Below are 16,022 nucleotides of genomic sequence, written 5' to 3'. Positions count from 1 at the left end.
CTCATTTGGAACAACCAAACCGCGCTCCTCGTGCCTTGCCTCGCGCAAAAACAAGCTACGGCGCGGCCGCGAATGAAACGGCAACAGACCCTAGTCCAAGGTAACGGCTGCGGGTGACGAAACGATGAACGGATTGTGACAGACGTCACCTGACAATACCGGCTGCTGTCTGTGGCGGCTGGTAGCTTGATCGGTATGTTTGAGGTTCTAGCGACGAGACTGTTGGCTGGCAGGTGTTGATGTGCGCGACTCCTGGTCCAGGAGTAAGCGTCCATCCCGCAGCTCATTCATCCGCTATGCTGCCAATTAAGGTGTTTCAGGCCTTATACTGCGCGGCTTCGATGGCAGGCTTGGGCTGCCACACTATTTTTCTCAAGGAGAGACTGCGATGCCTGTACTCGCTGTGAGCTGGATTGAGCGTCTGGGTCGACTGGTTGCCTGTGTCAGCCTGGCGCTACTGCCTGTCATGGCGCAAGCCGCCGAAGAAGACCCCTGGGAGGGGTTCAATCGAGCAATGTTTCGCTTCAACGACACCCTCGATACCTATGCGCTAAAGCCGCTCGCGCAAGGCTACCAAGCCGTCACCCCGCAGTTCCTGGAAGATGGCGTGCACAATGTCTTTGGTAATCTCGGTGACGTCGGCAACCTGGCCAACGACCTGCTGCAGGGTAAGCTGCGCGCTGCCGGAGTGGACACCAGTCGGTTGCTGTTCAACACCACCATAGGCGTGCTGGGTTTCTTCGATGTTGCTACGCGCATGGGCCTGCAGAGAAACGACGAAGATTTCGGGCAAACCTTCGGCGCCTGGGGCTTGGGCAGCGGACCTTATGTGGTACTGCCACTGCTCGGCCCGAGTACGGTTCGCGATACTGCCGGCAAAGTGCCGGATAGCTTGCTCGAACCTTACCCGTATATTGGCGATGTGTCGGCGCGCAACGTCGCGCGAGGGGTGGATGTTATCGACACCCGCGCCAGTCTGTTGTCGGCGGAGAGGCTGATCAGCGGCGACAAGTACATCTTCATTCGCAACGCCTACCTGCAGAACCGTGAGTTCAGAGTGAAGGACGGCGAGGTCGAAGACGATTTTTAAGCGCTCTGCCTGTTTCAGGTCATCGAGATAATCGCCAGGCCGAGTGCCTGGCGGCCGTTGTCCAGATCGGTAACGCGCACTACCTCGGCTTCGGCATCCAGCCCCTTGAGCTCGTTATGCTCGGAGGCGATATGCACCTTGACCTTGTCGCCCATGTGCAGAGCACACTCTGCCTCGATCTGCATGCCTGTGCTCGAGAGATCGAGACAAAGCGCGGAGACTTGCCCTTGAGCATGGTGCAAAGTGACTGGCGCTTCCAGCCGCATACGGATGTAGTCGCGTTTTTCACTGTATGCATGATCGCTTTGGTTCATGGGCGCTATCCTCTTGTGATTGTGGTTCTCCTAGGCTCCTTATAACCCTCGTCGATTTCAGGTGTAAAGTCGCCGGGTGGCGATCGGCCTATGCTTGAATCGAGGTACGGATGGGAGTACCGTCTGCGCCTTAACGCGAACCGAGTACCCCGCGCAGGTCGTTGGCCTAGCGCTTACGCCACGCCGCCCCGGCGCAGTTTGCCTGGAAACCCCATGCACAGAACCAGTGCCACGCTACTGATTATCGATGACGACGAAGTCGTTCGCGCGAGCCTCGCGGCCTACTTGGAAGACAGTGGCTTCAATGTCCTGCAAGCCGAGAACGGCCTACAGGGTTTGGAGGTCTTTCAGCGCGAAGAGCCGGATCTGGTGATTTGCGATTTGCGCATGCCCCAAGTCGATGGCCTGGAGTTGATCCGCCGCATCAATGCGCTGGAAGTCGCTACGCCGATTATCGTGGTCTCTGGTGCGGGCGTGATGAGCGACGCGGTCGAGGCATTGCGCCTCGGCGCCGCCGATTACCTGATCAAACCCCTGGAGGACCTCGCGGTGCTCGAGCACTCCGTGCGCCGTGCGCTGGATCGTGCTCATCTGCGCCTGGAGAACCAGCGCTATCGGGATAAGCTGGAAGCCGCCAACCGCGAACTGCAGGCCAGCCTGAGCCTGTTGCAGGAAGACCAGAACGCCGGAAGACAAGTGCAGATGAACATGCTGCCAGTGACGCCCTGGCAGGTCGATGGCTTGCGCTTCGCCCATCAGATCATTCCGTCGCTGTATTTGTCTGGGGACTTCGTCGACTACTTTCGCGTCGATGAGCGGCGCATTGCGTTCTATCTGGCAGACGTGTCCGGGCATGGCGCCTCTTCGGCGTTTGTCACTGTCTTGCTGAAGTTCATGACCACCCGGCTGCTCTACGAGTTGCGCCGTGGCAGCAGTTTTCCGGAGTTCAAACCCTCCGAAGTGCTCGGCCATATCAACCGAGGCCTGATCAATTGCAAGCTGGGTAAGCATGTGACCATGCTTGGCGGCGTGATCGATGAGCAGAGCGGCCAGCTGACCTACAGCATTGGTGGTCACCTGCCTTTGCCGGTGCTCTTCAGCGAGGGTCAAGCTCGCTACCTGGAAGGCCGTGGTTTGCCCGTGGGGTTGTTCGATGAGGCTACCTATAGCGATCACGTGCTGAAGTTGCCGGAGTCGTTCAGCCTGACCCTGCTGTCCGATGGGATACTCGATCTGCTACCAGGCGAGACCTTGCAGGAAAAAGAAACCGCGCTGCCTCAGTTGGTCAGCTCGGCAGGCGGAACCCTGGATGGTTTGCGCCAAGTGTTTGGGCTGGCCAATCTAGCGGATATGCCGGATGATATCGCCTTGCTGGTGTTAAGCAGGAACCTTGCATGAATCCTGGGATAAGCCCCGGTAGAATCCAATTCGCCGAACAAGACGGTACTTTCATTCTCAAGTTTGTCGGCGAGGTGCGTCTGACGCTGTGCTCTGCGTTAGATGCGACTATCGAAAAGATTTTTACCGCGCTGAATTTCACCGCCATCGTCATCGACCTGACCGAGACTCGCAGCATCGACAGCACCACCCTGGGGCTGCTGGCGAAGCTGTCAATCCTGTCGCGGCAGAAAGTCGGCTTGTTGCCGACCGTGGTCACGACCCATCCGGACATCACCCGCTTGTTGCAGTCCATGGGCTTCGACCAGGTGTTCAATATCGTCGACCGCCCGATACCCTGCCCGGACTCGCTAGCCGATTTGCCGTCGCAAGATCAGTCGGAAGAGGTGGTGCGTGCCAAAGTGCTTGAGGCTCACCGGATTCTGATGGGGTTGAATGAGTCCAATCGCGAAGCCTTTCACGATCTGGTCAACGCCCTCGAACACCATTGATCGCTCTTCTGTTCAAGCCGCTACGGGGCGCTCGATGAAAGTCGGCGCCCCGTTGTGCATTCAGGCGTTGCTAGCGAGTAGTGCTTCCAGCTTTTCCTGATCACGGGCGAACAGGCGAATGCCTTCGGCGAGCTTTTCGGAGGCCATGGCATCTTCGTTCATCGCCCAGCGGAACTGGCTTTCGGTCAGGTTTTGCCGGGCTTCGGCGGGCGCGCCTGAGCCGAGTTTGCGTACGAGGCTGGTCTGATCGTCAGCCAGCTGCTGCAGCAGTTCGGGGCTGATGGTCAGGCGGTCGCAACCGGCCAGGTGCTCGATCTGGCCAAGGTTGCGGAAACTCGCGCCCATCACCACGGTCGGGTAACCGTTGGCCTTGTAGTAGTTGTAAATCCGCGTCACCGACTGCACACCCGGGTCTTCCTGACCCGCAAAGTCACGGCCTTCGGTCTTCTTGTACCAGTCGTAAATCCGCCCCACGAACGGCGAGATCAAGAATACCCCGGCATCCGCACAGGCCTGCGCCTGGGCGAAGGAGAACAGCAGGGTGAGGTTGCACTGGATGCCGGCTTGTTCCAGCTGCTCGGCGGCGCGAATGCCTTCCCAGGTCGAGGCGATCTTGATCAGCACGCGTTCGCGGCCGATACCGGCTTGATCGTACAGCTCGATCAGGCGCTCGGCGCGGCGCAGGGTGGCCTGGGTATCGAACGACAGGCGTGCATCGACTTCGGTGGAGATGCGTCCCGGAATCACCTTGAGAATTTCCTGGCCAACCCCCACGCCGAATCGGTCGCACGCCAGGCCCAGGTCGCCATTACTGGTGCTGACGGCGCTGCGCAGCAGTTCGCTGTAGCGCGGCATGGCGGAGGCTTTAAGCAGCAGTGAGGGGTTGGTGGTGGCGTCGATCGGTTTCAGTCGGGCGATGGCATCGAGATCGCCGGTGTCGGCGACCACGGTGGTGAACTGCTTGAGTTGATCCAGCTTGGAGGTCATGACGAAGCCTTGTTGTTACGGATGCCATGACCTTACCCGAGCCGCTCAAGCGGCTCAACGACTGCTAGCGTCCTTGCAGCAATTGCGCGGCTTGGTCGAACAGCGCGAGTGGCTCGGCGGCTTTGTGAATGTCCACGGACAGCAGTTGGCGGAAGCGTCGCGCCCCGGGGAAACCCTGGCCCAAACCGAGCATGTGCCGGGTCACGTGATGCATCGCGCCACCCTCGCTCAGGTGCTGGGCGATATAGGGGCGCATGCTTTGCATCGCCTCGATACGGCTGATCACGGGCGTGGCACTGCCGAACAGCTGTTGATCCACTTGCGCGAGCAGATAGGGGTTGTGGTAGGCCTCGCGGCCGAGCATCACGCCATCGAAGGTCTGCAGGTGCGTCTGGCACGCTTCGAGGGTCTTGATGCCGCCATTGAGGATGATTTCCAGGTCGGGGAAGTCCTCTTTGACCTGCGCCGCGACGTCATAGCGCAGCGGGGGAACCTCGCGGTTCTCCTTGGGCGAGAGGCCGGACAGGATGGCGATGCGTGCATGCACGGTGAAACTCTGGCAGCCGGCTTCACAGACCTGACCGATGAAGTCGCGCAGCTCGGCATAGCTGTCGCGGCCATCGATGCCGATACGGTGCTTGACCGTCACCGGAATGCTCACCGCATCGCGCATCGCCTTGACGCAATCGGCGACCAGCGCCGGGTGGGCCATCAGGCAGGCGCCGATCATGTTGTTCTGCACCCGGTCGCTGGGGCAGCCGACGTTCAGGTTGACCTCGTCATAACCGGCCTCTTCCGCCAGCTTGGCGCACGCCGCCAGCTCGCTCGGCACACTGCCGCCCAGTTGCAGGGCCAGCGGGTATTCCGCCGCGCTGTGGCGCAGAAAACGCGTGCTGTCGCCATGCAGCAAGGCGCCGCTGGTGACCATCTCGGTGTAGAGCAGGGTGTGCCTGGACAGTTGGCGCAGAAAGAAACGGCAATGCCGGTCAGTCCAGTCCATCATCGGCGCCACGGAGAAGCGGCGGGACAGGACGCTGGGTGCTTTGGGCTGCGGGTTGGCGTGTTCTTCAGGCATATTCAGTGATCTGGTTTCGGCTGGCTGGATTCGTGCGCCTGGTTGCCGGGCACGCTGGGCGCTCAGCGACGGTCTGGCGCAGCCAGGGCCAGTGCGGCAGGGGCTGCGAGTTTATCAGGAAAGCCCGCCCTGGGCGCGGCAGCCTATCGGTCGGCTGCTGGGGCGTGGCTGCGACTTTAGAGTTAGGTCGATGCTGCCAAAGCACAATTGCCCAGGCTCTGCGCGGTAACTGATGCTGAAGCGCCGTCCCCTGTCAGAGTATTGCCACCTCATGTCTGCCGCTGAACTACCGCAAGACAAAGCCGCACAGCCCGACTGCCGGACGTTGGCCAATGGTCTGCGGGTGGCCATGCTCAACCGTCCTGGCGTGGGCAAGGCGGCGATCAGTGTGCGGATTGCGGCGGGTAGTCATGACGAACCCGAGGCGTATCCGGGGTTGGCGCATTTTCTCGAACACCTGGTGTTCTTAGGCAGTGCCGGGTTTGCCGTCGACCAGGGGCTGATGGCCTTTGTGCAGGGCTGTGGCGGTCAGGTCAATGCCTCGACCCAGGCGCGGCATACCGATTATTTCTGCGAGGTGCCGGCGGACCGGCTCGGCGAAGCACTGGCGCGACTGATCGATATGCTGACTAAGCCGCTACTGGCTGAGGACGCGCAGTTGCGCGAGCGCGAGGTGGTGCATGCCGAGTTTCTCGCCCGCGCGCGGGACGCCGATACGCTGGTGGCGATGGCACTGGGTCAGGCGTTGCCGGCTGGTCATCGTTTTGCGGCATTTCAGGCGGGCAATCGACAGACCCTGGCAGTCGAGGATGCGGCATTCCAACAGGCGCTGCACGGCTTCCATCGGCGTTTCTATCAGGCCGCCCAGCTGTCACTGGTGCTGGTCGGCCCGCAGTCGGTGGAGGAGCTGTTCGGGCTGGCGCAGCGCGTTGCGGGCGAGTTGCCGAGTCAGGGGCGGTACACGCAGGCGTTAGCTGCGCCGCTGTTGCCGTTGCGACGCCAGCAACTGCGCATGAGCCTGCCGGCAGGCGAGCCGAGTGTGCAGCTGTGTTTTGCCCTGGAGTTACCTGGCCGACTCGCAGGCGCTGAGGTAGAGCAGGCGCTGGATTTTCTGCAGCTATGGATAGGGTCCGAGTCGGCCGGCGGCTTACTCGCCACGCTGCGCGAGGCCGGATTATGCCGCGCACTGCAGGCGCGGGTGCCGTACCGTTTTGCCGATCAGGCCCTGTTGCTGATGAGTTTCAGCCATGTCGAGGAGTCCGCTCAGAACGCTGCGGTTATCGCTGCTGCGGTCCAGGACTGGTTGGCGTTTTTTACGGCTAGGGCTGACTACGCCGCTTTGGCTGAGCGCTACCGGGCGATCCAGGGCTGGCGCTTGCAGAGTCTCGGGCCCTTGGCCCTCGCGGGCTACTGGCAGGACGGCCTGGCTGGTGGCGGCCCCTCACCGCTCGGGCTGACGGATCAGGGGCAGGCTGCCGTGCAGGCGCTGTTGGCGCAGCTGCAGGAGCCATGGCGCTCGATCAGGCTGGTCACTGGCTGCACTGAATTGGCGAACTGGCCCACCGCAGGTTTTGCCTTGCGCATGGTGGCTGAGGCGGCGGTCAGTGCGCCTCAGCGTGCCTGGACTTGGCAATTGCCCGCAGGCAATCCGCTGTTGAACGATGACCCTGCGCCAGGGACGGTGCTCGGCCAGCGGGCCCGGCTGCGTTGGCTGCCGGCGCCCACCGCTGTACCGGTTCAGCAGGGCGACGGCCTCGGCGCGTTTCACGGGCGCTGCTGTTTTGCCGACGGCCGGCCGCTAAGCGATCTGCTGCGGGTCGCCCAGGCGGACCTGCGCGAGCTTCAGGCCGCTGCGGCGCAGCTTGGGGTGAGGCTACAGCTGTCAGAACAGGGCGACAGCCTGGAGTTCTCGTTGCAAGGGCCGGCCAACTTGCTGGTCGGCGTCTTGAAGCGGCTATGGCCCCGTTTGCTCGAACCATCGGTGCAGGCCTTGCAGCAGGTGGAACGGGGCGCCGCAGCGGACGACATGCCGATTCGTCAGTTGTTGCGGCGTCTGCCCGAGGTGTTCGGCGGGCCGGTCGAGGAGGGCCCTGCGCCGAGCGTCTCGCAGTTGCGCGCCCGTTATCGTCAGGCACGGGTCGAGGGACTCGGCGTGGGGTTCTCGCTGGCAGGGCAGGCTGCGCTCGAACGGATGTTCGTGACGCTGCCTACACTGGCGCAGAGTCACGCGCCGGCGATGTCTCGGGCGGGGCGTTACTGGCAGGACGCGGCCCTCGACTGCGGGGAGTCGGCGCTGTTGCTGTTCTGCCCGCTAGCGGAGCCGGATGCCGCTAGCGAGGCGGGCTGGCGGCTGCTTGCGCACCTTTACCAGGGCGCGTTCTTCCAGCGCCTGCGCAGCGAGTTGAAACTGGGCTATGCGGTGTTTTGCGGGTTTCGCCAGGTACGTGCGCAGCGCGGAATTTTGTTTGCCGTGCAATCGCCACATGCCTCGGCGCAGGACATTCTCGGCCATATCGAAGTGTTCCTCCAGGTCCAGGGCCAACGCCTGGCCAGCTTGAGCGAGGTGGCTGTGGCCGCTGCTGCGGCCGAGCAGGGTCGACAGCTGCGCGAACAAGCCAGCAGCGCAGCGGACTTCGCCGACCAGCAATGGCAGCTGCACCTGGCCGGGTTACCTGAGGCGCATGCGGCGGCCTTGCAGCGGGCCTTGGCGCAATGCACTCGGCAAGAGCTGCTGCAACAGCATCATGCCCTGGCTCAGGCGCAGGGTGGCTGGCGCGTGCTGGCCAACAGCAGGCCGCCTGATAGCGGTTGGTCGGCGTCGAGCTGACTTCCATCCCCTGGCTTCCACACCCGTCGCGCACGGCTCGTCCTCTTGTGACAGCGGCTTGACCGCGAAATTTTTTCCTCCTCAGCTGCAACCGCTCAGCCTCCATCAATAACGGGCGCAACCCGCAGTTCTCCTCTGCTAGGTCGTCGACCAGGCTGCACGGGCATGCTGCGCGCGGACTCAATCGCTTGCGCCCTTAGTCCTGCCTCCTTGTGGCCAGGTCCTATGGTCGTGACGGTCTTACGCCTCAGTGCCCGCGTCCCCGCACCTGGCCAAAGCAGCAGGCAACCGGCGCCATAGCAGCGTATGGCGCAGGCCAGGGCTTTTCAATAATCGCCTCCGACCCGACTGACTCGATGGTCGTCCTATCCAAGCGGAGAGCGTTATGCATAACAAGAAAACTGCCAACAGCCGATTCCTGCCACTGACTTTGGCGGCCGCGGTCGCATTGATCACAGCCCAGCAAGCGGCGGCGGAAATCGTCCTGTATGACCAGAACGACACCACTTTTGCCACCGATGGCTACATCAATGCGTTCTTTGTAAACAGCGATGTGGATCGTGAGGGTGAGCAGTTCGACCGCCGCCAATCGCGGGTGAAGATGGGTTTTCTGCCCAACTGGATCGGCTTCAACATGGGTAAACAGATCGATGACCTGAAGCTGGGGGCGCGTTCGTCGTTCTGGGTCTCGATCAACGACAGTGAAACCAACGGCACCGCCACGGCCATCGACGTGCGGCAGTTCTACGGTACGGTTTCCGGCGAGTGGGGCGAGGTGCTGATAGGTAAGGATTTCGGCCTGTTCTCGCGTTCGAACATCTTCGTCGACGAGCTGCTGTCCGGCTATGGTCAGGTCAGCGATACCCTCGGCCTGGTCGATGGCGGCGGCGTCTCCTTCGGCAACATCGGCACCGGCTATCCTTATCCGTTCCCGACCTCGCAGATCACCTATCGCACGCCGGTGATGGAAGGGCTGCGCATCGCCGCCGGCATCATGGACCCGGTGGACACTAACGACAGCAGCCCAACGGGCAAGGCCTACCAGGAAAGCCCGCGCTTCGAGTCGGAGATCACCTATCAGTTCGACCTGGCCGGGGCCAAGATCTACTCCTGGCTCAATGGTGGTTACCAGACCTCGGACAACACCGACTCAAGCGTCGACTCGATCACCTCGAAAGGTCTGGGTTATGGCGTGCAGGCAAAAATGGGCGACTTCTCGCTGACCGGTTCCGGCTTCCAGGCCAAAGGCATCAACCCGTTTTTCACCAACAACGCCGGTCAGGCGACCTTGCGCGAAGTGGACAGCGACGGCTACCTGCTGCAGGGCTCCTACAGCTTCGGTAAGAACCGTGTGGCCCTGTCCTACGGCAAGACCGAGGATGACGGCAACGGCCTGGGTACGGCCGCCGACTACGAAACCCGTGGCGTCGCTTACTTCCGCACCATCAACGACAACCTCAAGCTGGTCGCCGAGTACAACCAGTTCGAGATCGACGCCAGCGCCGGCAGCGGCCTCAATGAAAACACCGACACCTTCGCCGTGGGTGCCGTACTGACCTGGTAAAAGACGCAGACCGAACCGGACAAGGGCAAACCTGTCCGGTTTTTTTATGGAGGTGCATATGCTGGGTATCTGGGACATCTACTGTGTGGACTTGCTGTTGATTCCGTTGCTGGTGACCGCGCTGTTCGGCGTGTTGCCGGTCTGCCTGATGCGCTGGTTGTGAGGCTTGTGAGGGACTTTTTTGTGGGTGCCGTGCTACAGGCACGGGCGCGACATGCTACTTAGGGATGAGGCCCTGCGGCACTCAAGTAGCATGGGGTGCACGCGCGGGTCTTCGTAGAATCCCTATGACGAGTAGGCTTATTCATGGGGCAGGGTATGCAGCAGGAGTTGACGGAGGGTGTGGTCACTGCGATGTCGAGCGCCCGGGATGTCGAACTGGTAGCGCAGGAGCTGGCGCGCCAGTTGATCCATCCGCACCTGGGTTTCGTGCTGTTCTTCTGTTCCGCCGAATACGACCTGCAAGGTCTCGGCGAGGCGCTGGAGCAGCATTTCGGCGGTATCAGCCTGATCGGCTGTACCAGTGCCGGCGAGATCACCCCGCAGGGCTACGGCCGTGGCTGCGTCAGCGCGGTGGGTTTCGACCACCGCAGCTTCTCCATCGCCAGCGGGCTGATCGACGAGATGGAGCGCTTCAGCCTGATCGACGCCCAGCAGTTGGTCGAGCGTCTGGTTGGCGACTGCCGCAACAACGAACTGGCGCCGATCAAGGGCCATAGCTTCGCCCTGACCCTGCTCGATGGCCTGTCCAGCCGCGAGGAGGTGGTGCTCGGCGCACTCAGCGCGGCCTTCGGCAGCATCCCGCATTTCGGCGGCTCGGCCGGCGACGACAACCACCTGACCCATACCCACGTCTACTACGGCGGCCAGTTCCACACCGGCGCGGCGGTGGTGGTGCTGTTCAACACCTGGCTGGATTTCGAGGTGTTCAGCACTCACCACATCGAGCCCTGTGACGACAAGCTGGTGGTCACCCAGGCCGACAGTGCCAGCCGCAAGGTGCATGAGCTGAACGCCGCGCCCGCCGCCCTGGAGTACGCGCAGCTGATCGGCGTGGCCCTGGAAGATCTCGACATGCAGGTGTTCGCCGCCCACCCGTTGGCGGTGCGTATCGGTGGGCAGTACTACGTGCGCTCGATCCAGCGAGTCAACGAAGACCTCAGCCTGAGTTTCTATTGCGCAGTGGAGAACGGCATCGTCCTCACCGCCATGCGTCCGGGCCCGTTGCTGGCCAATCTGCAGGCGGTATTCGACGGCCTGCGTCAGCGTCTCGGTCCCTTGTTGCTGACCATCGGCTGCGACTGTTTTCTGCGGCGCATGGAGATCGAGGGCGCAGATGGCGTCGAGCCGGTCGCGGCCTTCCTGCGCAGCCAGCAAGTCATAGGCTTCAACACCTACGGGGAGCAGTTCAATGGCATGCACATCAACCAGACCTTCACCGGAGTCGCCATTGGCCGCCCCGGTCGCGGCTGATGTCGCCGAGCTGCAGGCCCGCTGCCGCGCGCTGGAGGGCGAGAACCGCAAGCTCAAGCGCATCAACGGTGCGCTGATCGAGCGGGTCGAGTCGATCAACTCGCGCGGCGACGATGCCTACGCGGCCTTCCAGCACTCGGTGGTGCTGGCCGAACAGGTGCGCGAGCGAACCGATGCACTGAACCAGGCGATGGCCGAGTTGAAGTCCAGCAACCAGTTGCTCAGCGATGCGCGGCTGCGCGCGGAAACCGCTCACCAGCATTTGATCGACGCCATCGAAAGCATCTCCGACGCCTTCGTGTTGTTTGACCGCGAGCAGCGCATCGTGCTGTTCAACAGCCGCTTCAAGTCGCTGTGGGCCGGCAGTCGCGCGCGTATCGGCAGCGGCATGCGCCTGGCGGAGATCAAGCGCCTGAGCAGGAGCACCGGCCTGGTGCTCGAGGAACAGCGCGGCACCCGCGACGAGCACATGCTCTATCGCCTGCGCGACGGCCGCTGGGTGCAGGTCAGCGAGCGGCCGACCCGTGAGGGCGGACTGGTGATCCTCTACACCGATATCACCGAGGTCAAACTCAACGAGACCCTGCGCCGCGAGCAGGCCCTGGCGCAGAAGTCACGCCTGCTGCAACGCGCCGTGGACAACCTGTCCCAGGGCATGGCCATGGTCAACGCCGAGGGTCAGCTGGAGCTGTGGAACCATCGCTTCCTCGACCTCTGCGGCCTGGCGCCGATCAACGCGCACCGACCCTTCGCCGAGGTGATGGCCGACAGCGAACTGGCCCTGCTGACCCCCGACAGCTGCGATGCCAACGGCAGGCCGATCGAGGAACTCGAGCTGCGACTGTTCGACGGGCGCATGCTCGAGGTGCGCACCCATGCGTTGCCCACCGGCGGCTTCGTCAACACCTTTACCGACATCACCGAGCGCTACCGTCACGCCGAGGCGCTGAGTGAGAGCGAGCGCTGGATTCGCCTGATCACCGACCATGTGCCGGCGTTGATCGCCTACCTCAATGCCGACCTGATCTACGACTTCACCAACAAGGTCTACGAGGAGTGGTACTGCTGGCCGCGCGGCGCGATGCTCGGTCAGAGCCTGCGCGCGGTACACAGCGAGGAGCATTGCCGACGCCTGGAGCCCTACATCGAGCGGGCGCTGTCCGGCGAGAGCGTGACCTTCGAGGTGGCCGAGACCAATCACCAGGGTCAGGAGCGTTATATGCTGCGTTCCTACGTGCCCAACCGTCAGGCCAGTGGTGAGGTGACCGGGATCTTCGTGTTGATCCGCGACATCACCGAACGCCGGCGCACCGCCGAGGCGCTGCATCAGGCCTACCAGCACCTGGAACAACGGGTGCGCGAACGCACCACCGAACTGACCGAGCTGAACAGCCAGTTGCGCCGCGAGATCGACGAGCGCACGCAGATGGAAACGCGCCTGCGCGAAGCCAAGGGCGAGGCCGAGCAGGCCAATCTGTCGAAGACCAAGTTCCTCGCCGCGGTCAGCCATGATCTGTTGCAGCCGCTGAATGCCGCGCGCTTGTTCACCAGCGCGCTGCTGGAAAAACAGCGGCCGGCCGACAGCGTGGCGCTAGTGCGCAATGTCAGCAACTCGCTGGAAGACGTGGAAAGCCTGCTCGGCACCCTGGTCGACATCTCCAAGCTGGACGCCGGGGTGATCAAGGCGGATATAGCGCCCTTCGCAGTCAGCGAACTGCTGGAGAACCTCGCCGCCGAGTACCACCATATCGCCGGCAGCGAAGGCCTGCGCCTGGACTACCTGCCCAGCTCGGCGCTGGTACGCAGCGACATCCAGTTGCTCGCGCGGATTCTGCGCAACCTGCTCAGCAATGCCATCCGCTACACCAACAGCGGGCGCATCCTGCTCGGCTGTCGGCGGCATCGGCAGAGCCTGTCGATCGAGGTGTGGGACACCGGCATCGGCATCGCCGATGACAAACTCGGCGAGATCTTCCAGGAGTTCAAGCGCGGCGACGCCGGTCAGCGCAAGCAGGATCGTGGCCTGGGCCTGGGCCTGGCCATAGTCGAGAAGATCGCCGGCATGCTCGGCCACCGCATCCGCGTCCGCTCACAGCAGGGCAAGGGCTCGATGTTCGCCATCGAGGTGCCGCTGACCACCCGCGCGCCGCGGGCGCGGGTGGTGCACGACACCCCGGACCTATTGCTCGAACGCCTCAGCGGTTCACGCATCTGGGTACTGGATAACGACGCGGCGATCTGCGCCGGCATGCGCACCCTGCTGGAAGCCTGGGGCTGCCAGGTGGTCACCGCCTTGAGCGAACAGGACCTGGCGCGCCAGGTCGACAACTACCACGCCGACGCCGACCTGCTGATCGCCGACTACCACCTAGACGACGGCCACAATGGCGTCGACGCCGTCGCGCTGATCAACTCAAGGCGCAGCACACCGCTGCCGGCGCTGATGATCACCGCCAACTACAGCAACGAACTCAAGCAGCAGATGCGCGAGCTCGGCCATACCCTGATGCACAAGCCGGTGCGGCCGATGAAGTTGAAGACTGCCATGAGTCATCTGCTGGAGCGGGGCGGGCAGGGGACATAGGGGCTAGCCTGGCTGCGAAGTGGCAGGGCGGCGCCATAGGTTTCGGCGCCCGGCTCATTACCGGGTTGAGTCCAGGTTCTGGTTTCGCCCCTCACGGGCGAGTCACTTTTTCTTGCCTGGCCAAGAAAAAGTAACCAAAAAGAAGGCCACCCCATCATCCGGCCCCGGCTGCGCCGGGGTTCCCTCGTTCCATCATCGTTCCGTGGGCACGCTGCGAAGGGCCATCCCTGGCCCATCGCAGCTCTCGCGGCATCCATGCCGCTCAACCCACTCCACGACGATTCCACTCGGCCTCCCGGAGGGGACTTGGGCGGCGCCTGGGCCCGCGCAGTCAAGCAGGATACAGACTCTGCGAAGCAATGCTTTGAGGAGAAGGTACAAGCGCGCGATCGGGCCCCGTCAGTAGGCCGAGTGGAGGTGTTGCGCAGGGGGACGAGCCGCATGGATGCGGCGAGAGTGCCGATGGGCCAGGGACGGCCCTTCGGCACGGCCCCCGGAGCGGCACCGGAACGAGGGAAGTCGAGCGCAGCGAGACCCGGATGCCGGGTGTGCTTTCTCTTTGGTTACTTTCTCTTTGCACAAGCAAAGAGAAAGTAACTCGCCCGAGGGGGCGAAACCCACTCGTCAGGTACACGCGACAATGGGGCCGGCCAAGCAACTGGCAAGCGACACGGCGAAGGGTCCGCCCGCTATCAAGAGCGGCACGCCTTGATGCCGGCTCAATCGTCGGCGATCAGTGGGGCTTGCCCGGCGGGGCGGAAGGGGCATACCGGCAGGGTGAGAACCAGCGGCCGAAAGGGCCGTGAAGCGCGCTCAACGGCGCAGGTAGGCGGCGAAATCGATATCCCCGGCCGACAGGATCGCCTGCACCCGGTTGTGCACGTTGAGCTTGCGCAGGATCGCCGAGACGTGGGCTTTGACCGTGGTTTCGGCGATGTCCAGGCTGTAGGCGATCTGCTTGTTGGATTCGCCCTTGGTCATCCGTTCCAGCACCAGCAGCTGCTTGCGGGTCAGGGCCTGCAGCAGTTCGGCGGAGATGCTCGGGTTTTCCGGGTGGCTGCGCCGCGAGGTGTTGCCCTGGCTGCGGATGATGTCCGGCGGCAGGTAGACGTTGCCGTTGAGGATCTGCTGGATGGCTTCGGTCATCTGCGCGCGTGGTGAGGATTTGGTGATGAAGCCGACCGCGCCGTAGGTGATGGCCTGCAGCACCACCTGTTTGTCCTGCTCGGCGGAGACGATCACCACCGGGATGGTCGGCGCCTCGTTGCGCAGTTGCATCAGGCCATTGAGGCCGTGCATGCCGGGCATGTTGAGGTCGAGCAGGATCAGGTCGAGGTCGTCGTTTTCCAGGGTCAGTGCCAGGGCACTGTCCAGGTCGGCGGTTTCCAGGATGCTGCTACCGGGGAAGCCGTCGCTGACGACGTTGTGGATGGCTTCGCGAAACAGCGGGTGGTCGTCGGCAATCAGAATTTTGTACATGGCCTTTCACCTCATTGTTTTGATTATGGTGCGGCGACGGTGATGTGGAAAGTTCGGCGGCTCAGGGCAGCGCCGCCGGTTGCGCGGGCAGCAGGGGCAGGCCGGCCTGCTCCCAGGCATCGATGCCGTCGCGGTACCAGTAGAGGTTGCGGTAGCCCAGGCGATGGGCGCGCTTGACCGCGTTCCAGCTCAGCCAGCAGTCCGAGCGGCAGTAGAACACCAGCGGCCAGCCCTTGTCGCCCTGGCTGGTGCGTTGCAGGTGGTGGCTGAAGTAGCCCTGCCATTGCGCGTCCAGCTGGCCGTCGCCGCTGTTGGCCAGCCACAGGCTGCCGGGCAGGTTGGCGTGCACTTCGTCCTCAATGAACTGGCCGTTGAGCCACTGCCGGCGGTAAGTATCGATCAGCGCGGTACGCGGTTGCTCGGCCAGCAGCCGTTGCAGCGCCGGGGTGTCGAGGGTGCGCGCGTGCTCGGCCTGGGCCGGGGTCGGGCTGCGGTACTGCGCGAGGCGATAGCCGTCGGGGGAAAACAGTTCGGGTTCGGCCTGAGCGAAGGGGAGCATTAGCAGGCCGAGCAGCCCGCTGATAAGTTGGAAAGGCAGTCGCAGGTGCACGCAATTGTTCATCGCCTTAAGTCTCGGTTCTTTTTATAGACCCATTACAAGGCATTGATCCTGCTTTGGAAATTCTACGTTGGAGAGCAAATGCAGTACCAAAGTAGTAGAAGGATGAGGGCGAATGGCT

At 62.9% G+C, this 16,022-nt stretch carries 12 protein-coding genes; 7 read left to right on the top strand and 5 right to left on the bottom strand.

Annotated features, from left to right (window positions below):
- The first annotated feature begins 388 nt into the window (after positions 1–388).
- Positions 389–1,090: a VacJ family lipoprotein gene (locus tag FBY03_RS20775; protein ID WP_147174250.1), complete on the top strand. Its 702-nt coding sequence runs from the start codon at positions 389–391 to the stop codon at positions 1,088–1,090.
- Between the two features lie 14 nt (positions 1,091–1,104).
- On the opposite strand, the gene FBY03_RS20770 is transcribed toward FBY03_RS20775, so the two are convergent.
- A complete protein-coding gene (locus FBY03_RS20770) occupies positions 1,105–1,404 on the bottom strand; it encodes a PilZ domain-containing protein (protein ID WP_147174249.1) in 300 nt (99 codons plus the stop codon).
- A 213-nt stretch (positions 1,405–1,617) separates the two neighbouring features.
- Between FBY03_RS20770 and rssB the strand changes: the two genes are divergently transcribed.
- Positions 1,618–2,802: a two-component system response regulator RssB gene (gene rssB / locus FBY03_RS20765; RefSeq protein ID WP_147174248.1), complete on the top strand. Its 1,185-nt coding sequence runs from the start codon at positions 1,618–1,620 to the stop codon at positions 2,800–2,802.
- 8 nt (positions 2,803–2,810) lie between these two features.
- Entirely contained in the window at positions 2,811–3,293 is a 483-nt protein-coding gene (rssC, locus tag FBY03_RS20760) for an anti-sigma factor antagonist RssC (RefSeq protein WP_147174253.1), read from the top strand.
- A 60-nt stretch (positions 3,294–3,353) separates the two neighbouring features.
- Here rssC and tal read toward each other — a convergent pair whose 3' ends face one another.
- Both tal and dusA read right to left on the bottom strand, forming a co-directional pair.
- Positions 3,354–4,280: a transaldolase gene (tal, locus tag FBY03_RS20755; RefSeq protein WP_147174247.1), complete on the bottom strand. Its 927-nt coding sequence runs from the start codon at positions 4,278–4,280 to the stop codon at positions 3,354–3,356.
- 64 nt (positions 4,281–4,344) lie between these two features.
- Positions 4,345–5,355: a tRNA dihydrouridine(20/20a) synthase DusA gene (gene dusA, locus FBY03_RS20750; protein ID WP_147174246.1), complete on the bottom strand. Its 1,011-nt coding sequence runs from the start codon at positions 5,353–5,355 to the stop codon at positions 4,345–4,347.
- Positions 5,356–5,626: 271 nt separating this feature from the next.
- Between dusA and pqqF the strand changes: the two genes are divergently transcribed.
- The 4 genes from pqqF to nahK all read left to right on the top strand — a co-directional run bounded on the left by pqqF (position 5,627) and on the right by nahK (position 13,803).
- Positions 5,627–8,182, top strand: coding sequence for a pyrroloquinoline quinone biosynthesis protein PqqF (gene pqqF / locus FBY03_RS20745; RefSeq protein ID WP_178090733.1), 2,556 nt, complete (start codon positions 5,627–5,629; stop codon positions 8,180–8,182).
- A gap of 385 nt (positions 8,183–8,567) precedes the next feature.
- Positions 8,568–9,746, top strand: coding sequence for a porin (locus FBY03_RS20740; RefSeq protein ID WP_147174244.1), 1,179 nt, complete (start codon positions 8,568–8,570; stop codon positions 9,744–9,746).
- 318 nt (positions 9,747–10,064) lie between these two features.
- Positions 10,065–11,219 carry a nitric oxide-sensing protein NosP gene (nosP, locus tag FBY03_RS20735; protein WP_147174243.1) on the top strand — a complete coding sequence of 385 codons (1,155 nt, stop codon included), beginning with the start codon at positions 10,065–10,067 and terminating at the stop codon, positions 11,217–11,219.
- Positions 11,158–13,803, top strand: coding sequence for a hybrid sensor histidine kinase/response regulator NahK/ErcS' (gene nahK / locus FBY03_RS20730; protein ID WP_147174242.1), 2,646 nt, complete (start codon positions 11,158–11,160; stop codon positions 13,801–13,803). The genes nosP and nahK overlap by 62 nt, the downstream gene beginning before the upstream one ends.
- Positions 13,804–14,616: 813 nt before the next feature.
- Here nahK and FBY03_RS20725 read toward each other — a convergent pair.
- Positions 14,617–15,282 carry a response regulator transcription factor gene (locus FBY03_RS20725; protein ID WP_025167796.1) on the bottom strand — a complete coding sequence of 222 codons (666 nt, stop codon included), beginning with the start codon at positions 15,280–15,282 and terminating at the stop codon, positions 14,617–14,619.
- A gap of 61 nt (positions 15,283–15,343) precedes the next feature.
- The gene (locus FBY03_RS20720; protein ID WP_235576679.1) at positions 15,344–15,841 is read right to left on the bottom strand and encodes a PQQ-dependent catabolism-associated CXXCW motif protein; all 498 of its coding nucleotides are present in this window, start codon (positions 15,839–15,841) and stop codon (positions 15,344–15,346) included.
- Between the last annotated feature and the right edge of the window lie 181 nt (positions 15,842–16,022).

The organism is Pseudomonas sp. SJZ079, from assembly GCF_007993865.1.
In the GTDB taxonomy this organism is placed as follows: Bacteria; Pseudomonadota; Gammaproteobacteria; order Pseudomonadales; family Pseudomonadaceae; genus Aquipseudomonas.
Note: the sequence above shows the minus strand (reverse complement) of the source record. Positions and strands in the feature narration are given on the sequence as shown.